Below are 19,430 nucleotides of genomic sequence, written 5' to 3' on the forward strand. Positions count from 1 at the left end.
TTTTCATTTGCTTACATTGTTTTTATTAGTTCAACAGTGCAAAGATACAAATTCATCCTTTTATTGATGTTAAATTATTGTTAAATATCACTTAATCTATTTTTGTTCAATCTCTTTATTAATATTTGTAGTACAAAATCTTATCTCTTACCTCTTATCTCTTACCTAAAAAATGCCTTTGGCACGAATTTCGCTACCTATTGCCAATAAAATACTATATACCTTATGAAAAAGTTATTATTACTATGTTTAGGGGCTCTTGCCTCTGTAAGTTGGGCTCAAGAAGTAGGCTCAGCTGGACGTTTATTACAAAATGAGTACCACCAAAACAAACAAGCACGTGCTGTGATTGGACGTGGTGGAATCTCGGTGAATATTGATTGGGAATACGACTACAATGGTGGTTATGCCGAAGTGTTTATCCGCATTCCTGAACGTGGTCGATTTACAGTGAGTATAGGTGATCAAGAAATTACCAGCACTACGGGTATGTACCGCTTTTTTGATGTAACAGCTACTCCTCAGCCGCTTAGTATCTGGCAAGGGCGCACATTAATCTATCGCGTAACGATTAACCCGCGCGACAATACTCGTATGATAATGGACTTCTTTTCGCGTGATGGCTTATATTTGTTAGACGAAATTAGCTTGAACAACAACCAGCCTTCCTATCACGGTCGCCAGTGGAATGACGTGTGGAATCGCTCATACGGTGGAGGCTATGGAGGTGCTCCTATGATGCGTCAAAGCGATTTCAACAACTTCTTTAAAATGTACAAGGATGAAACTTTCGATAAAGACAAACTCGCTTTCTTTCGCGCTCAAAAAAATATTGTCTCATTTACCACCGAGCAAGTAGGACAATTGATGGAAGAACTTTCTTTTGATGACAATAAATTTATCATCGCTCAAGAAGCCTACCCCAATGTGGTGGATCCTCAAAATTACTACCAGTTGCAAGCTAAATTTACTTTTCCCTCTGGTAAAAAGAAACTTTCGGAATTCTTGCAATCAGTACGTAGATAATGAATGTTATAACAGTATAACGAAAAACTATTACTATGAGGCTTTGTGTATTCGATAAAAATCGTATCTTTGCCTCAAATTTAACAATAATACAAAAACATATTAGTATGGCATTAGAAATAACAGATGGAAATTTTGAAGAGTTGGTGCTTAAAAGTAGCCAACCTGTATTAGTAGACTTTTGGGCAGTGTGGTGCGGTCCTTGCCGTATGCTCGCTCCCGTTATAGAAGAAATATCTAAAGAATACGAAGGTAGAGTAGTAGTAGGCAAAGTAGATGTGGATAACAACCAAGAATTTGCTGCTAAATATGGCATTCGCAATATCCCTACCGTATTGGTATTTCAAAATGGAGAGGTAGTAGGTCGCCAAGTGGGAGTAGCTCCTAAAAAAACCTACACCGATGCATTAGACGGATTATTGTCTTAATTGCTTGTCGTGTTACAACAAAAAAGGCTATCAACAACTTATTGTAATTGTTGATAGCCTTTTTTGTATTGTCTTCTTTAAGGCTAAAACGCTTCTCTTACTTTCTGCGCAAGTGCTTTAAACTCTTCATCGGTAAGTTTTACTTTGTGTTGGAAGGTCATTTCCTTCATCTCGCTGATAGGAATGAGGTGTACGTGTACGTGAGGCACTTCAAGACCTACAACTGCTACGCCTATACGCTCGCAAGGTACTACCTTTTCAAGAGCTTTGGCTACACGTTTTGAAAAAGCCATCAAGCGCAGATAATGGTCGTCATCCATATCAAAAATATAGCTAATTTCTTGTTTAGGCACACAGAGGGTATGTCCTTTAGCATTGGGGTTGATATCGAAAAAAGCGATAAACTCATCGTCTTCTGCTACTTTGTAGCAAGGAATTTCCCCATTGATAATTTTTGTAAAAATACTCATTTTTTTTATTTGTTAGTTCAGGTTTTAGGACTTAGCCAATCTTTAAGTATAAACCAATAATCATAAGGGCAAGAGTAATAAATAATCCCACCACCCATTTTATGATATCTAATTTAGCTTGCGCTAAATCTTGCTTTGTTGCAAGTTTATCTTCTGATTGGGGTAAAATCATATTTTAGTAATAAAAAATTATATTTAGTATATGTTCTTACCTCTTATCTATCTTGAGATTTCTAAAATCTCCATTTTAAGAGTGCCATTAGGTACCTTAATCTCAGCTATTTCACCTACTGATTTGCCCAAGAGCCCTTTGCCAATAGGTGAACTTACCGATATTTTCCCTGCTTTTAGGTCGGCTTCACTTTCTGCTACAAGCGTATAAGTAATCTCCATCTTGTTGGCGAGGTTTTTTAGTTTTACGGTTGAAAGCACGAGTACTTTGCTCACATCGAGTTGTGATTCATCGATAATGCGAGCATTAGCTACCAATTCTTCGAGTTTGGCAATCTTCATTTCCAATAAACCTTGTGCTTCTTTAGCAGCGTCGTACTCAGCGTTTTCTGAAAGATCTCCCTTGTCACGTGCCTCAGCAATAGCTTGAGAAGCACGAGGGCGCTCCACATCTTTCAGCTGGTTGAGCTCATCGCGGAGCTTTTTCAATCCTTCAGCAGTGTAGTATGATACTTTTTTCATAATATTCTTTTTAGATGTTGTTATGTTTATATAAAAATAAAAAATCCTCAAATAGTCTCTCTGAGGATTTCTGGGCGCAAAGATAATACATTTTTTTGAAATGGCAAAAAATAAAACATCAAATCGCCAAATTGCCAAATCTTCAAAATAAATTACCTTACAAATCGATAACTCCCTTTCGGAGGCAGGGCTAACAAATCACCAAATTAATTTGCATATCTCAGTTTTTTTTTGAAAACTTTGCACTCATTTTTTAAGTAATTATGAGAGGAAAATTATCACCAAGCTATGTTTGGTTGCTCTTTTTGCTGATAGTAGGTACTATGAGCGCTCAGCAAATTGAAATTTCAGGAACTGTAAAGGACAGTAAAAATGAGCCTTTATTAGGTGTTTTTATTTTAGTGAAAGGTACCCAACGAGGTGCAACTACCGATTTTGAAGGGCATTATTCCCTAAAAGCAAATGTGGGTGATGTGCTCAAGTTTTCTTTCTTAGGAATGAAAACGGTAGAGAAAAAACTCACTGCAAGCACTAAAGAACTCAATATTACTATGCAAGAGGATGTACAACAGCTCGAAGGTACCGTGGTAGTAGGCTATGGTGGTAAAAAAGTAGCCAGTCGTACAGTGGCTTCAGTTGCTACAGTAAAAGGAAAAGATATTGCCGAAATTCCAGGAGCTAACGTTGTTGATGCACTACAAGGGCGGGTGGCAGGTATGGTCGTAACTACCAGTACAGGTGCGCCTGGATCTACTTCATCTGTGCTCATTCACGGTCTGAGCTCTTTTACCTCGGCTTTTGAAAAAGCTGGGGCTCAAGCACAGGCAAACGACCCTTTGTATATAGTAGATGGAGTGCCCGTGAGTAGCAGTGTGATGACGGCGCTCAACCCCGCTGATTTTGAAAGCGTTTCAGTATTGAAAGACGCTGCTTCTACTTCTATCTATGGAGCTCGTGCTGCCAACGGTGTGATCCTCATTACTACCAAAAGAGGTAAATACAACGAGCGGACTAACATTACTATCAATCATCAATTGGGGGTTTCTGCACTCAACAATGTAACTCGTAAATACTTCGATAAATTAGCAACCCCTCGCGAATATATGGATTTTTGGCTACTCAAAGCTCCTAATCAAATAGTAGAAGTGGGTAGACGACTCAATTACACCGAAACCGACCCCACAGCTATAGCCGATAGAATCCTTAGAGAAAATCCTTATAACACCCGTTGGGAAAAGGTGTTGTATCACAATTTTGTGCCTACTTCACGCACCGATCTCACTATATCTGGTGGTAATAACAATACTACTTACTATATTTCATCGGGCTATTTAAACCAACAAGGAATGAGAAGTGGTACTAAGTTCAACCGTTACAATGTGGTGATGAATTTAGACTCTCAACTAACTGATTGGCTCAAAGCAGGGCTTTCGCTCTCCTACGCGCATAGTGACAATTCTATCTATACCAATCCTTTCCCCTCAGATTCTGAGCTCTTGTCCCTGCCTTTTTATACTCCTTATGACAATAATGGAAAAACTAAAGAGTTTATCAATTCCATTAGAGGCACTCGCAACGGCTTCTATCACCCCGATTATATAGCTAAAAACTTTATAAACAATAGCTTTAACGACGATATTATCCCTATAGGTTACATCGTGTTTGAACCTATTAAAAACCTTACTTTTAAATCACAAGTGGGGATACAGTACAACATATACGAAAATGAAGCCAAAACCCCTATGCCATCTTTCACCGATTATAAATTCGGTTCACAAGTGGTAGGACGGGTGAGACGCGATATCAATAAATCTATCCAAAAAACCTATACTAACTTATTGGAATATAAATTCGATATACGCCAAAAACACTTGTTCGACCTCTTGTTAGGTCAAGAATCTATAGAAAATACTTCTTATGGATTTAGCGCTTCTTCACAAGGGCAACCTTCCGATGTATTTACTATGCTTTCTCACGGAGCTCAAGAAAAAAATGCTTCCGATAACAAAAGTGTCAGCACTTTCAATTCATTTTTCTCTCGCTTAGAATATTCGTATAACAATCGTTATTTCTTAGACCTATCAGCCCGACGCGACGGCTCATCTGCTTTTATAAAAAGCCATCGCTATCAAAACTTTTGGGCTGTAGGAGCAATGTGGAAACTCAAAGAAGAAAGTTTCTTAAAAAATATAGATTGGCTTACCGACCTGAACTTGCGTTTTAGCACAGGGGTATCAGGCAATGCTCGTATAGGTGATTACAGAAATATGATACTCGCCCGTGCCGATAATACCGACCTCTATGATGGGCAACTCAGTTTCAAACTCTCTCAAGTGCTCGGTAACCCTAATTTAAATTGGGAAGAACAACGCAAAAGCACTTTCGGGCTAAATTTTGTGCTAAAAGCAGGAAATACTTCTGTTAATATCGAATATTACGACAGAAAGATTTTCAAAATACTCTCCTCTCGTGATATCAATAGTGTATTTGGTTACCCGATGATACCCGATAATATAGGTGATATGCAAAACCGAGGAATTGACTTCTCTTTGGCTACCACTGCCTATCAGAATAGAGAAAAACAAATCTCTGTCCGCCCTTATTTCAATATGAATTACAACCAACAGAAGGTTACTAATATTTCTTACGGTAAGGATTATTCGTACAACCGTGCTTTGTATATGGGGTATAAAGTGGGAAAACCTATAGAGTGGATGATGCCTATCTTTAAAGAAATTGATAACAACGGAAATGCAGTGTGGTATCAAGCAGCCGATGATAAAATGGAAAAACAAACTGATGATACTAAAACTACCAATGTCTATAGCCCCGATGCTTTAGACCAAAGCACTGGTAAAAAACGATATGCCCCTATCAATGGTGGTTTGGGTTGTGACATTACCTATAAGGATTTTTCGTTGAGTATGACTTTCTCTTATTCCTTAGGAAAATACAATATCAATAGAGATAAACGAGATTTACTAAACCCCGGATATTTCGGAGTGAAAAATATCAGTACCGATATCTTTAACTATTGGAAACAACCTGGCGATAATACCGATATACCCCGTATCGATAGCGATGTGATGATGACAATGGATACACGTCTGCTCGAAAAAGCCGATTACCTGAGAATGAAAAATATCAGTCTTAGCTATAACCTCCCACAAGAAACTATCGATCAACTGAAAGTGGTGAAAGCTGTTAGGCTCTCACTATCAGCTCAAAACGTATTTACCTTTACCAAATTCACGGGCGTTGACCCCGATTATACAATGGGTATCATAGGAGGGTATCCTCCTACACGACAATATACCTTAGGTGTTGAACTTAAATTATAAAAAAAACAATGAAAAAAATCAATTCTATATACTTATTATTAATTGTAGCACTGTTGCTAAACGGCTGTTTTAGTCTTGACCAAGAACCTTATGATGAAACCAAAGCGACAAATACGTTCAACACCCCTAAAGAAGTACGCTTTTGGTTGAACAACATATACAGCGCTATTCGCAACAATCATCAAGGTGAAACTATGTACCTCACCGACCTTCAAGCCGATTATCTGAACCTAACAATCAATAACAGAAGGGATGTGATAAGAGATTTTCAACGTTATGGTGAACTGAATAGCTCTAATGGCAATATTCTCAATATATGGGATACTCAGTACAACATCATAGCCAATATCAATGCAGCTATAGAAGGTACAGAAAATAAAGAAAATCAAGAGGAAATAAAACCTTTGCGTGGTGAACTTTTTTTGAGTCGCGCTTATTGTTACAGCTATCTCGTAACGCATTTTTGCAAACCTTATAATGCCACCAATGCTGCTAATGATTTAGGTCTGCCTTTGGTTATCGAAAAAATGGACTCCCGTGAAGCTCCCTTGCGCAGTAGCCTTGCCGATACCTATCAATTTATTCTAAGCGATATAGAAAAAGCTATACATTTGCTCTCTAACCAAACGGGTAGAGTAGGGGCGACCACTTTTACAGTAGATGCCGCTAAAGCCCTTAAAGCGCGTGTATTGCTCTATAAAACCGATTGGGCTCAAGCCTTGCAGGTAGCCGAAGATCTTATTAACTCTGGTAAATATCCTTTGGTGAACACTCAAACCGACTTAGAGTCTGTTTGGAAAAATGATGCTACTAACGAAACGATTACTCAATTGACCTCAGGAGTTATCGGAAGCAATATCGAAAGACCTGCTAATCACAACGATTTGTATCTCTTTGAAGATAAAAATATGACCTTCCCTTTCCCCGCAGTACCGCCTTTTCCCGTATGTGGTGGAAATCGACCTTACTTAGCCGATCCTAATGTCGTGCCCACAGGCACTCTCGTTAATTTGTTCGATAATAACGACTGGCGAAAATCAGTGTATATAAAACAAATAGATTTGTCAGTCGATATGCCCGACTTCTTTACTTACGACTGCCCCGACGAAAATTTAGCTTATGTAGTGAACAAATACCCTCGCAATGAACAGTTGAGTATTGAAAATGATTTCTTTCTGTATTATGGACACAAACCTACACTCTTTCGCATAGCCGAAACTTACCTTATTGCTGCCGAGGCTGCCTATAAAGCTGCTAATGAAACTAAAGCAAAAACTTATCTAAATACCCTCCGCCACGCTCGCGGACTCACCTCCGCCAACGATATTACAAGCAGTGGTACCGCCCTTTTTACCGACATTCAAAACGAACGCAATCGCGAACTTTGCTTTGAAGGTTTCCGCTTGTTCGACTTGAATCGTTGGGGATTAGGCGTACAGAGAGGTACTCCACAAACCCTCTCTTTCAATCTCGTTTTAGATACTCCTGCTAACGAACTTACTCAATTAAATCTACCTGCTGGTCATTATAAAATGGTATGGCCTATCCCACAGAAATTAATTAATCACGAGAAAGGGCGTTGGCAACAAAACCTAGGCTGGTAACCCCCGCTGGCGCGAGCTTGTAGCTCGTGCCCTCTAACCCCTAACCTCTAACTCCTAATCTTATGGAATATTACGAATTGTACAACAAACTAAAAAAGATTTTCGATACCCAGCGCGATACTGAAGTGCCTGAATTGGGTATTCGTATTTTGCATAACAACTTCTTTTCAGAAGGTGCTAAGCACTATTTGCCAGGGAGTCCGCATTTGTTTTGCCAAGAACACAAGGTAGCGTTTCCCTCTCAACTCAATGATGCTCAAGACGATTTGCATTGGGCTGACTATGATGTGGATTGTAATATCCACTTCCAATATCACATCGTCCAACCCCTTCATACAGAAAAGTCTAACGGGGTAATCATTGTTTTTCACGGGCTCAACGAAAAAAAATGGGATAAATATCTCCCGTGGGCTTATGGTTTGGCAACACAAACAGGCAAAGCTGTGGTGCTCTTCCCCATAGCATTTCATATGAGTCGTGCCCCTGAGCGTTGGAGTTCTCGCCAAGAGATGTACGCTATTGCTCAAAAGCGTATGAGTGAGTTTCCTGATAATTCCGAAACTTCCTATGTGAATGCAGCGACCTCTACACGTTTAGATGCTTTTCCTCAGCGACTATTTTGGTCGGGTTTGCAAACCTATAACGATATAGTGCAGTTCATCACCGATCTAAAGGCGGGAGTTTTTCCTACCATTGCCCCAACTGCTACAGTAGACCTCTTTGGCTATTCTATAGGCTCTTTCCTCTCAGTAATACTGATGATGGCAAACCCTAAGGGATATTTTGCTAATGCCAAACTCTTCTGCTTCTGCGGGGGAATGACCATCGACCGTATGTTCCCTATTTCTAAATACATAATGGACGGTCGTGCTGCCATAACGATGCAAAAAACCTTTGCCGAGTTACTGAGTACCAACTTCAAGAACGACGATCGCCTAAGGCATTATCAAGATAGTGAGCTTCATTTTGATGAAGGCTGGTTCAAAACGATGTTGCGCTATAACTATTACCAGAAAGAACGTGAACAACGTTTTTCACAACTTGAAAATCAAATCAAAGCCTTAGTATTAGAAAAAGATGAAGTAACACCTCCTATCGAAGCTCTCAATACCCTAAAGGGCGGTTATCGCAATATCAATATAGAGGTACAGATAGACGATTACGATTATCCTTATACTCATATGAACCCCTTTGCCCTCACCACCAAAAATGCCCCGCAAGTAACCGAAGCCTTTAATCGTTTCGTAACATCAGCAGCAGCGTTTTATAATAGCTAAGACTAAGAGTTAGGAGGTAAGAGTTAAAAAGAGGTAGGGACTAAAATATTACAAATTCTCACAGCTCTCGCACCTCCCATAGCTCTCATTTTCGCCCGTGCGGATCGCACCTCTCACCCTAACGACTAATAAAATGATAGATACTCACACCCATCTATACTCAGAAGAATTTGATCTCGACCGTACCGAGATGATGGCTCGCGCAAAAGCAGCAGGCGTAACCCATTGCTTTATTCCTGCTATCGATGCGAGTTATACCCAGCGGATGTTCCAACTAAAAAATGAATACCCCAACTATGTTTCCCTGATGAATGGTTTGCACCCTTGTAGTGTGAAAGAGAACTATAAAGAAGAACTCGCTCACGTAGAAGCCCTAATGTCTGCGCACCCTTTTTGTGCGATAGGCGAAATAGGTATCGACCTCTATTGGGATAAAACCTTTCTCAAAGAACAACAAGAGGCTTTCGCTTGGCAAATACAGTTGGCTAAAAAACATCAGTTGCCTATTGTTATTCACTGTCGAGAGGCTTTCGACGAAGTGTTTGAGGTTTTAGAAACTGAAAAAAGTGACGACCTCTTTGGTATTTTCCACTGCTTTACGGGCACAGAAGAGCAAGCCCATCGCGCTATCAGTTACGGATTGCATTTAGGAATAGGGGGAGTAGTAACTTTTAAAAATGGAAAAATCGACCAATTCTTAAAAAATATTGATTTGTGTCATATAGTTTTGGAAACCGACAGCCCTTATTTGGCGCCCGTACCTTATCGTGGAAAGCGTAACGAAAGTGCTTATATTGTGAAAGTTGTAGAAAAATTATCGGATATATATCAACTTCCAGAAAGTGAGATAATCCGCCTTACCGATATCAATGCTACAAAAATATTTAACATTTAATTAGGTGTTATCAAATATATTTCGTTACTTTGCCTTTCGTATACAAAGAATAAGCATACAAAACCACTGAAATGACCGATTATTTCAAATCTATACGCCCCTTCAATGATAACGAAGTGCCTAAAGCCTTGTTACAAATCAAAGATACCCCTTTGATTCAAGCAATGATGGCTTATGCATTTCCTGAAGATACGCCTGCACAGCGAGTGGAAAGACTCCTCGCTTGCCAAAAAGTATCCGATTTTCAGGTGGATATAATGTACCAAGTGGTGACTAAAGCAATTGAAAAAAGTATCACCGAGTTTACTTGCGATGGCTTTAGTGCTTTAGATCCTAAAAAAGGTTATGTATTCGTTTCTAACCACCGCGATATTATCTTAGATACTTCTTTGCTAAATGTTGCTTTGCACGACAATCATCTCTCAATGACCGCTTCGGCTATGGGCGACAATCTACTCAAAAAAAAATACCTCAAAATATTGGCAATGCTCAACAGAAACATTGTTATATATAGAAGTCTCCCCCCTCGTGAGGCTTTAGAACACTCTAAATTGGTATCCGAGTATATACATCACTGCATCAGTGAAGAACATCGCAATGTGTGGATTGCCCAACGCGAAGGGCGTACCAAAAACGGTGATGACCGCACCCAGCAAGGCGTCTTGAAAATGCTTACCCTCAATACCCCCCAAAGCGTAACCCCTCTGCAATACCTCAAAACCCTCAACATCGTGCCTATGTCTATCTCCTATGAGTTCGACCCCACCGATGTACTGAAGTTGCCCGCACTCATCGCTCAACACAACGGCGTAGAGTACGTGAAATCTAAAAAAGAAGATTTTGAGAACATCATTCAAGGGCTGATAGGACAAAAAGGACGTGTACATATCTCAGTAGGGCAACCTTTTTATGAACAAATCGATACTATAGAAGCTGCTCATCAACACCTGAACAAACAACTACAAGCCTTAGCTGAGTGCTTAGACCGCGCTATCCATCAACAGTACAAATTGTTCCCCGCCAATTACATTGCTTATGATTTGCTCAACAACACCTCTATATATAAAGATTGCTACAACGAAAAAGAATTTAGACAGTTTGAACGACGAATGAACAACCGAAGCAAATCTGAAGACCTTTCTCAAGAAAAATTTTTAGAAATGTACGCCAATCCTGTAAAGAATAAATTCGATGGAAACCAATAACTCAAAAGTACTCCTCATCTATACCGGAGGAACTATCGGAATGATAAAGGACTACCAAACGGGGGCTTTGCGCGCTTTCGAGTTCGATAATCTCTATAAACGCATCCCCGAATTGTCTCATTTAGATTGTAATATTTCGGTACATTCCTTTCAAAAAGTAATCGACTCCTCCGATATGAACCCTCAACATTGGATTGAAATCGCTGAGGTCATTGAAAAGGAATACAACAACTACGATGGTTTTGTAGTGCTCCACGGTAGCGATACAATGAGTTATTCAGCTTCAGCTTTGAGCTTTATGCTACAAGGGCTTACCAAACCTGTGATTTTTACCGGATCTCAGCTCCCCATAGGTGACCTGCGCACCGATGCCAAAGAGAATCTTATTACCTCCATACAGTTGGCAGCCCTCAAAGAAAATGGAAAATCTGTAATACAAGAGGTAGGACTCTATTTCGAGTACAAACTCTATCGCGGCAATCGCACAACTAAAATAAATGCCGAACGCTTTCAAGCCTTTGCCTCTCTCAACTACCCATTATTGGTAGAGAGTGGCGTACATCTAAAGGTGATGAAGGAAAACCTCCTGCCGCGCAAGCAAGGCACTACCTTAGAAGTCTGGAAAGATTTTGAAACTGATGTAGCTATTCTTAAAATGTTCCCAGGAATTACCCCCGCCGTGCTCAATGACTTTTTTAATATTCCTAATCTCAAAGGGGTAGTACTCGAAACCTATGGATCAGGCAACGCCCCTACCGATAGCTGGTTCGTAGAAAGTTTGCAAAAAGCAATTGATAAAGGAATATACATAGTGAATGTAACCCAATGTTCCGGAGGTAGCGTGATGATGGGCAAATATGAGGCAAGTGAAGCCCTCAAAAAGATGGGAATCATAGACGGAAAAGACCTCACAACCGAGTCAGCAATCACAAAATTAATGCTTTTACTTAGAAAAAATATTTCTCCTAAAATGTTCAAAATCAAGTTTGAAGAAAATATAGCTGGAGAAATTTAGCAAAAAATTAAGAAAAAACTTGCGAGATAAAAAAATATTTTGTTACTTTGGCATTCAGAAACAGCATAAAGAGAGGTGTCCGAGTGGTCGAAGGAGTACGCCTGGAAAGTGTATATACGCCACAAGCGTATCGAGGGTTCGAATCCCTTCCTCTCTGCTTTCTTTCTAAAAAATATTATTAAACATTAAATTATCAACTAACAAATTAAAAGATTAAACAAATGAAAAAAATGTCATCTAAGCTACTTCTAGTAGCAATGTTAATTTTAAACGTAGCTATGGTTAGTGCTCAGGAAGCCGCTGATGCAGCACAACAAAGTAAAGGGCTCCACCAAGTATTTAAAGAGCGTTTCATCGAAGGGGGGCCTGCCTATATGGCGCCTATCTTGCTCTGCTTGATCATTGGTTTGGCAGTAGCTATTGAGAGAATTATTTACCTCAATATGGCAACTACCAATTCTAAAAAATTAATCGCCGACATCGAACAAGCCCTCGATAGCAAAGGTATTGAAGCTGCTAAAGAAGTGTGCCGCGATACAAAAGGCCCTGTTGCCTCTATCTTCTATCAAGGTTTAGACCGCGCTGGTGAAGGTATTGATATGGTCGAAAAATCAGTGGTATCTTACGGCGGTGTCCAAATGGGACAATTAGAGAAAAACGTTTCTTGGATTTCCCTCTTTATCTCTATCGCTCCGATGTTAGGGTTTATGGGTACCGTAATCGGTATGATTGAAGCTTTTGATAAAATTAGTTCTGCTGGTGGTTTGGATGCTTCTTTGATCGCTGGTGATATCAAGGTTGCCTTGCTTACTACCGTGTTCGGTTTGATCGTTGCGATGATCCTCCAAGTATTCTACAACTACATTATCGCTAAAATCGACGCTATCGTAAACGATATGGAAGATGCTTCTATCTCTCTTATCGACCTCTTAGTAGCAAGAAAAATTAAATAATTTTACTCACCCATTAAACAAATTTTAGTATGTATAAAATAGCAAAATATGTAGCTCTTGCTTTAGGTGTCATTGGGGTAATCCTATGGGGAGTATTATCTTCTACTAATGCCGAAGACCCTAATAATGGTGCTATGCAAGCTTTATTTGTGCTTACCTATATATTATTAGCTATTGCTTTCGTTGCAGTAGTGATTTCAGCAGCACAAAATATCTTGTCTTCACCAAAAGCACTCAAAAAAACGCTTATCTATACAGGTGGTTTTGTTGTCATTCTCCTCGTAGCCTACATCTTCTCTTCAGGAGCTGTTGAAGCTAACGCTAGTGAAGAAGTGAAAAAAGCCAGCGAATCTGTAAGAAAATGGACAAGCACAGGTCTAATCGCTTTGTATATATTGGTGGCCGCTGCCGTTGTAGCACTTATCGCTTCCAATGTGAAAAAAGCACTAATGAGATAAAAAATTATGGCAAAACGTTCAATACCTGAGGTAAACGCAGGATCTATGGCCGATATCGCTTTCCTTTTGTTGATATTCTTCTTGGTAACAACTACTATCGAAAGCAATACAGGGATCACTGTAAAACTACCTCCTAAACCACAAGAAAATACGCCTCCACCTCCACCAGTAAAAGAGAAAAACGTATTGGTTGGGGTAGTGAATAAAAACAATCAGTTGTTAATAAACAACCAGTTGAAGGAACTTAAAGACGTTAAACAAACAGCTATTGACTTCTTGGATAACAATGGTGATCTCTCTTGTAATTACTGTAAAGGTAAAAAAGATCCATTGTCTTCTGATAACCCAGATAAAGCTGTTATCTCTTTGCGTAACGACCGCGAAACTTCGTACAAAACCTATATAGCTGTACAAAATGAATTGATCGCAGCTTATAACGAACTACGCGAACGTGAACGTCAAAAGAAATTCCCTAATGAGGTTCCTTATGTTCAAATTGAAGAAGAGTTCAATGCGGCTCGTACTCCTCAAGCACGTAAAGACCACCTTGAACCTATTATCTTGGAACTACAAAAACGCTTCCCAAGAAAACTTATAGAAACCGCGCCTAAAAAGCACTAAAAATTAAAGAGAATATGTCAAAATTTACTAAAAAGAAAAGTGGTGAAGTACCTCCTGTTTCTACGGCTTCTTTGCCTGACATTATCTTTATGCTTTTGTTTTTCTTTATGACTGTAACAGAATCAAAAGATAGTGACTTGATGGTGCAAAATAAGTTGCCCGTAGCCGATCAAATTCAAAAATTAGATAAAAAAGACCCTGTAGTCTATATCTACGCTGGTAAACCCCTTCCTAAATATCAATCTAAGTTCGGGGTTAATGCCAAAATTCAGGTAAATGATAAATTTATTGACGTTTCAGAAGTAAGCCACTATATCCTTAACTATCGTGAAGGCTTGCGCGACGCCCTTAAAGATGTTTATATCACCGCCTTGAAAGTAGATGCTGATACTAATATGGGGCTCGTGAGTGATATCCGTGAGCAATTACAAGAAATAAATGCTTTGAAACTCAACTATATCGCTCGTCAAGGTTCTCCTTTGAATCAAAAATAGAAACATTTTAAACTTTCTATCATAAAAAAGACACATAAATCTATGTGTCTTTTTTTGTTATTCTCAAAATTAATATTACCTTTGCACTATTGAAACATTTTAATAGTAAATATTTATGAGAAAAATTATCTTATTTTTTGGCTTGCTCCTCACAGCAGGAGTAGCTTCTGCACAATCTTTTAAACCTGGTGATGTTCAAATCAACGGAGGGGTAGGTATCTCAGGACCTGGTGTTATGGTATATGCCGCCGCCGATTTCGGTGTTGCCGATAAAATATCTGTCGGAGGTGAACTTTTTTACCGCGGCAGAACTTATAGTAATGTAAGATATACCAGTGTAGGCTTCTTAGCTAATGGTAATTATCACTTTGGCGAACACATCAAAGGAATCCCTTCCAATGTAGATTTATATGGGGGGCTATCATTAGGCTATTACAGTTGGTCTAACGACTCCGATTATAGAGATTGGACTCCTTACTACGATTCTGGCTTTGCATTGCGCTTGCAAAGTGGGGGTCGTTACTTCTTTAACAAAAACTTTGGTGTAAATGCTGAACTTTTTGTAGAACACAATTCCTTTGCTGCTGCTGGTTTCAAAGTAGGGGTTACCTATAGATTCTAAAAACCACTTATACACTTTGCCAAAGTCTAAAGACTTTGGCAAAGTTGATTATAAAACTCTCTATCTCTTACTTAAAAAATACTCTTTAAACAACCGCAATCGCCCATAATCATATTTTTCATTCGCTTTCTCATAAATACCTTTTATGGTGCTTAGATCTTCTTCACTTTCAAAAAGTGCTTCCAATTCATTAATCTCTTCAGTGGTGAAAATTGCTTCTATAATTTCCGTTGATAAAATACCTCTTTCTATCAGCTTGGCTAAATGCCCATAAATAGTCCCTTCTGTGAACATACGCTCTTTGGCTATCTCGGCTACCGTTTTGTTCTGTTGCCATAATTGCAATGTAATATCATAAGTGGAAATCTTTTCTTTCTTATCTTTTTTAGTCTTCTCTTCAGGAATGCCTACTTTAGGCGGATTTGCAAATAGCTGTTCGTTCTTTAGGGCAGTGAGTACGCGTTCTATCAGTCTAAAGCGCATTGCTTCTAATTTCTTGGGCTGTATATTCTCTTTGCTGAAAGGCGTTTGGCTTTGTAGTAATACTACCATCTGTTCTAAACGAAACAGTTTCTTAATAACTTCTGTGAGACTGTCGTCTAACTCCTTCAGCTCTTTGCTGAACTCTTTTACTTTCTTTAAACCTGCTACTTTGGTCTCTACATATAACAACTCGTACCATATTGTTTCTAATAGCGGACTAAAATAGGCGACGGCTTTCAGTATTCTTTCAAAAATGGTTGGTATGGGGGTAGGACTTTGGAAATATCCTAATAATTGCTTGTTAAATTTCTCTGATACAGCAACCATCGCTTTCACTCGTGCGTATTGTTGCATTGCCCAGCTTTTATAGGCGTTTTTGTTGCCTAAATCACCTATATAATTATGGCTATGGGTGTACCATTCTTCTAAAAGAGATTGCCAATCAAAAGTTTTGAGTATGCATTCTCTCAAAAAGTCTATTCTCCCTTCACGGCAGGCTTGTAGCATTTCCTCTTCAGTAGCTTTGTTGTCGGCGTAGTCTATTACTTTTTCATCGTTGTCAATGCCGTTTTGTGTTACCGACGACAAGAGTACTAACCCATCCAACGAACGTAAGCGTGAGAACGCTACGTATGCTTGCCCTGAAGCAAATACACTCGCCAGGTCTAACACTGCTTTTTCAAAAGTGAGCCCTTGACTTTTGTGTATCGTAATCGCCCACGCCAATCGCAAAGGGTATTGAGTGAAAGTGCCTAAGCGTTCTTCTTCAATATCTTTGCTAGTGTCGTTCACTTTGTAGCGCACGTTTTCCCATTCGTAACGCTCTACATCAATAGTGATGCCGTCGTCTAAAGCAACGCTCACTTCCTTCTCACCAAGAGCTACCACGGTTCCCATTTTTCCGTTGAAAAACAAGTGTTCTCCCGAGGGGTCGTTCTTGATAAACATCACTCTGGCACCTTCTTTTAACTGAATAACTTTCTCAATAGGGTAAAGATATTCAGGAAAATCGCCTACCACATCAGCTTCGTAACTGAATAGGGGAGAGGTAAGTTTTTCTAATTCCTCTTGGTTCATCATATCGGCTTTGTGGTTGTGAGTGGTGAGGGTGATGTACTCGTTTTTGTGTTGTTTAGCGAACTCTGGTCGCACGTGTGAAGCCAATTGTCGCAAATCTTCTTGGGTGAGCTTGTTGTCTCTTAGGTGATTGAGTATAGAAATGAACACCCCATCGGTTTGCCGATATATCTTTTCAAGCTCTATATACAACAGTGGATACTGGCTGATAACTTGTGATTGAAAGAAGTACATTCCTGTGTAGTAATGCTTTAGCACCTCCCATTCCTCTTGTTTCACTACAGGAGGCAATTGTAGCAAATCACCTATGAAGAGCACCTGTACACCTCCAAAAGGTCGCCTATCTTTGCGAATGAATTGCATCATAAAATCCATCGCATCTAATACGTCGGCGCGTAGCATACTCACCTCGTCTACAATTAGCAGTTCCATATTTTTGATAACTTGCTGCTTGTTGCGATGCATTTGAAAGTGTTTTTTTAATGATTGTCGGTTTTCAAATCTAAAAAACTCATTGGCAATAGGCGGGCTGTCAAAAGTAGGTAAAAATGAAGCAAAGGGTAACTGAAATTGCGAGTGAATGGTAACCCCGCGCGCATTGAGTGCCGCTATCCCCGTGGGGGCAACAACCACCGTATTTTTATAGCTGGTTTCTATGATTTTGTGTAGTAAAGTCGTCTTTCCCGTCCCTGCTTTCCCTGTTAAAAATATATTTCTATTGGTTTCGTTGATAAGTGTAAGAATGCGCTCTTCCATACTCTTGTTTGGGCTGATATAGTTTTATGAGCACAAAAGTATAAAATATTTTGCAATATAAAAAAAATAAACTACCTTTGCCACAAAAGATTACAAGTTGAACTATGAATACACCCACATCAGAAGAAAACTTAGAAATTGTTAAAAAGGTACTTACCAAATACTTAGAGGATAATGGGCATCGTAAAACCCCTGAACGATACGCTATTGTAAAGGAAATTTACGAGTATAACGACCATTTTGATATAGAAACACTCTATGCCAATATGAAAAAGAAATACCGCGTAAGTCGTGCAACCCTCTACAACACTATCGAACTACTTCTCGAATGTGGTTTGGTGCGCAAACACCAATTCGGGCAAAACCAAGCTTACTACGAGAAATCGTATTTTGATCGTCAGCACGACCATATTATCCTTACCGATACAGGTGAAATTATGGAGTTCTGCGACCCGCGCATCCAAACTATACAAAAAACAATAGAAGAAGTATTTAATATCAATATTACCAATCACTCTCTTTATTTCTACGGTACACGCAAAACTGATACCCAACAACCTGAATCCAAAGAGAGTACAACTAAATAATCAAACAAAATGGCAGTAGATTTATTATTAGGTCTTCAGTGGGGAGACGAAGGAAAAGGTAAAATCGTGGATGTCCTCACTCAAAACTACGATATCATTGCACGCTTTCAAGGAGGACCTAACGCGGGGCATACTCTCGAGTTCAATGGTATCAAGCACGTGTTACACACCATTCCGTCGGGTATTTTCCACCAAGGTGCCGTAAATATCATCGGTAATGGGGTGGTGATAGACCCTATCATCTTCAAAAAAGAAATAGAAGCACTCGCTCCTTATGAAGTCAATCTGAAAAAAAACTTACTGATTTCGCGAAAAGCGCACCTTATTTTACCTACCCACCGCCTCTTAGATGCCGCTTCCGAAGCTGCTAAAGGCAAAGCAAAAATAGGCTCTACCCTCAAAGGAATAGGCCCTACTTATATGGATAAAACAGGTCGTAATGGCTTGCGTGTAGGCGATATAGAACTCTCCGATTTCAACGAACGCTATCGCAATCTCACCGATAAACACGAAGAAATGCTCGAAAACTACAAGGTAGATATACAGTATAACCTCAAAGAATTAGAAGCTGAGTTTTTCGAGGCTGTGAAAGTACTCAAAGAGTTTCAATTTATTGATAGTGAGGAATACCTCTACCAAGCCCTCAAAGCAGGTAAAAAAATACTTGCTGAAGGTGCTCAAGGCTCTATGCTCGATATCGATTTTGGTACTTATCCGTTTGTAACTTCCTCTAATACCACCGCTGCTGGTGCTTGTACAGGCTTAGGTGTTGCACCTCGTAGCATCGGTCAGGTGATAGGTATTTTCAAAGCCTATACAACCCGTGTGGGTAGCGGGCCTTTCCCTACTGAACTCTTCGATGAAATAGGCGAAACAATGACTCAAGTAGGTCGAGAGTTTGGTGCTACAACAGGGCGCCGCCGCCGTTGTGGTTGGCTCGATTTGGTAGCCCTCAAATACGCTGTACAAGTGAACGGAGTAACCGAACTCACAATGATGAAAGCCGATGTGCTCAGCGGTTTTGAAACTCTAAAAGTATGTACCTCGTATCTCTATAAAGGAAAAGAAATCAAGCACCTGCCTTATAATATCGAAGAACAGAACGTAACCCCTATCTATACCGAACTCAAAGGTTGGCGTCAAGATCTCACCCAGCTCAACTCCTACGAGCAACTGCCTAAAGAACTATTAGAGTACATCAGTTTCTTAGAAAAAGAATTAGAAGTGCCTATCAAAGTAGTATCTGTAGGACCTGATAGAACACAAACCATTATGAGATAATAAAAAAAGGCTATTCGTTCGCAAATGAATAGCCTTTTTTGTGTTTTTAAGTTACCACTTATTTGATGAAGTCAAAACCTTCAAACGATTTTCTTGAAATAAGAGATGAATTTTTATTATTTAAGATAATTATTAGGCAAAGGT

19 protein-coding genes and 1 tRNA gene are annotated in these 19,430 nt (G+C 39.5%); 16 read left to right on the forward strand and 4 right to left on the reverse strand.

Features of this window, described 5'->3' with window-relative positions:
• Positions 1-225: 225 nt before the first annotated feature.
• Entirely contained in the window at positions 226-1,026 is an 801-nt protein-coding gene (locus HMPREF9073_RS08735; RefSeq protein WP_009413406.1) for a DUF4476 domain-containing protein, read from the forward strand.
• 107 nt (positions 1,027-1,133) lie between these two features.
• Positions 1,134-1,454: a thioredoxin gene (trxA, locus tag HMPREF9073_RS08740; RefSeq protein ID WP_034555701.1), complete on the forward strand. Its 321-nt coding sequence runs from the start codon at positions 1,134-1,136 to the stop codon at positions 1,452-1,454.
• Positions 1,455-1,537: 83 nt separating this feature from the next.
• Here the strand turns inward: trxA and HMPREF9073_RS08745 are convergent, their stop codons facing one another.
• Genes HMPREF9073_RS08745 through greA form a run of 3 tightly spaced genes read right to left on the reverse strand, consistent with a single transcriptional unit; the run spans position 1,538 to position 2,617 of the window.
• Entirely contained in the window at positions 1,538-1,924 is a 387-nt protein-coding gene (locus HMPREF9073_RS08745; RefSeq protein ID WP_009410100.1) for an HIT family protein, read from the reverse strand.
• A gap of 31 nt (positions 1,925-1,955) precedes the next feature.
• The gene (locus HMPREF9073_RS15955) at positions 1,956-2,096 is read right to left on the reverse strand and encodes a hypothetical protein (RefSeq protein ID WP_009410099.1); all 141 of its coding nucleotides are present in this window, start codon (positions 2,094-2,096) and stop codon (positions 1,956-1,958) included.
• 47 nt (positions 2,097-2,143) lie between these two features.
• Positions 2,144-2,617 (reverse strand): transcription elongation factor GreA, encoded by a 474-nt coding sequence (greA, locus tag HMPREF9073_RS08750; protein ID WP_034555703.1) that lies wholly within the window; start codon positions 2,615-2,617, stop codon positions 2,144-2,146.
• Between the two features lie 263 nt (positions 2,618-2,880).
• On the opposite strand from greA, the gene HMPREF9073_RS08755 reads away from it, so the two are divergent.
• From HMPREF9073_RS08755 to HMPREF9073_RS08810, 12 genes are all read left to right on the forward strand, one after another.
• Complete coding sequence (locus tag HMPREF9073_RS08755; RefSeq protein WP_009413409.1) at positions 2,881-5,958, forward strand: SusC/RagA family TonB-linked outer membrane protein; 3,078 nt, start codon at positions 2,881-2,883, stop codon at positions 5,956-5,958.
• Between the two features lie 8 nt (positions 5,959-5,966).
• Positions 5,967-7,562, forward strand: coding sequence for a RagB/SusD family nutrient uptake outer membrane protein (locus HMPREF9073_RS08760; RefSeq protein ID WP_009413410.1), 1,596 nt, complete (start codon positions 5,967-5,969; stop codon positions 7,560-7,562).
• 62 nt (positions 7,563-7,624) lie between these two features.
• Positions 7,625-8,839 carry a DUF6051 family protein gene (locus tag HMPREF9073_RS08765; protein ID WP_009413411.1) on the forward strand — a complete coding sequence of 405 codons (1,215 nt, stop codon included), beginning with the start codon at positions 7,625-7,627 and terminating at the stop codon, positions 8,837-8,839.
• 133 nt (positions 8,840-8,972) lie between these two features.
• A complete protein-coding gene (locus HMPREF9073_RS08770) occupies positions 8,973-9,734 on the forward strand; it encodes a TatD family hydrolase (RefSeq protein ID WP_009413412.1) in 762 nt (253 codons plus the stop codon).
• Between the two features lie 71 nt (positions 9,735-9,805).
• Entirely contained in the window at positions 9,806-10,939 is a 1,134-nt protein-coding gene (locus tag HMPREF9073_RS08775) for a 1-acyl-sn-glycerol-3-phosphate acyltransferase (protein ID WP_009413413.1), read from the forward strand.
• A complete protein-coding gene (locus HMPREF9073_RS08780; RefSeq protein ID WP_009413414.1) occupies positions 10,926-11,954 on the forward strand; it encodes an asparaginase in 1,029 nt (342 codons plus the stop codon). Before HMPREF9073_RS08775 ends, HMPREF9073_RS08780 begins: the two co-directional genes overlap by 14 nt.
• A gap of 69 nt (positions 11,955-12,023) precedes the next feature.
• Positions 12,024-12,111: transfer RNA gene (locus HMPREF9073_RS08785), tRNA-Ser, on the forward strand.
• 64 nt (positions 12,112-12,175) lie between these two features.
• Complete coding sequence (locus tag HMPREF9073_RS08790) at positions 12,176-12,907, forward strand: MotA/TolQ/ExbB proton channel family protein (protein WP_009413415.1); 732 nt, start codon at positions 12,176-12,178, stop codon at positions 12,905-12,907.
• Between the two features lie 29 nt (positions 12,908-12,936).
• The gene (locus HMPREF9073_RS08795) at positions 12,937-13,365 is read left to right on the forward strand and encodes a hypothetical protein (protein ID WP_009413416.1); all 429 of its coding nucleotides are present in this window, start codon (positions 12,937-12,939) and stop codon (positions 13,363-13,365) included.
• 6 nt (positions 13,366-13,371) lie between these two features.
• A complete protein-coding gene (locus HMPREF9073_RS08800; RefSeq protein ID WP_009413417.1) occupies positions 13,372-13,986 on the forward strand; it encodes a biopolymer transporter ExbD in 615 nt (204 codons plus the stop codon).
• Between the two features lie 14 nt (positions 13,987-14,000).
• Complete coding sequence (locus HMPREF9073_RS08805; protein WP_009413418.1) at positions 14,001-14,480, forward strand: biopolymer transporter ExbD; 480 nt, start codon at positions 14,001-14,003, stop codon at positions 14,478-14,480.
• A 115-nt stretch (positions 14,481-14,595) separates the two neighbouring features.
• Entirely contained in the window at positions 14,596-15,102 is a 507-nt protein-coding gene (locus HMPREF9073_RS08810; protein ID WP_009413419.1) for an outer membrane insertion signal domain protein, read from the forward strand.
• Positions 15,103-15,162: 60 nt separating this feature from the next.
• Here the strand turns inward: HMPREF9073_RS08810 and HMPREF9073_RS08815 are convergent, their stop codons facing one another.
• Positions 15,163-17,418 (reverse strand): helix-turn-helix domain-containing protein, encoded by a 2,256-nt coding sequence (locus HMPREF9073_RS08815; RefSeq protein ID WP_009750965.1) that lies wholly within the window; start codon positions 17,416-17,418, stop codon positions 15,163-15,165.
• 104 nt (positions 17,419-17,522) lie between these two features.
• On the opposite strand from HMPREF9073_RS08815, the gene HMPREF9073_RS08820 reads away from it, so the two are divergent.
• Together HMPREF9073_RS08820 and HMPREF9073_RS08825 are read left to right on the forward strand one after the other, a co-directional pair.
• Positions 17,523-18,005: a Fur family transcriptional regulator gene (locus HMPREF9073_RS08820; RefSeq protein WP_009750966.1), complete on the forward strand. Its 483-nt coding sequence runs from the start codon at positions 17,523-17,525 to the stop codon at positions 18,003-18,005.
• 9 nt (positions 18,006-18,014) lie between these two features.
• The gene (locus tag HMPREF9073_RS08825) at positions 18,015-19,286 is read left to right on the forward strand and encodes an adenylosuccinate synthase (protein WP_009750967.1); all 1,272 of its coding nucleotides are present in this window, start codon (positions 18,015-18,017) and stop codon (positions 19,284-19,286) included.
• Positions 19,287-19,430 lie beyond the last annotated feature (144 nt).

The sequence above is a fragment of the Capnocytophaga sp. oral taxon 326 str. F0382 genome (genome assembly GCF_000318295.1).
In the GTDB taxonomy this organism is placed as follows: domain Bacteria; phylum Bacteroidota; class Bacteroidia; order Flavobacteriales; family Flavobacteriaceae; genus Capnocytophaga; species Capnocytophaga periodontitidis.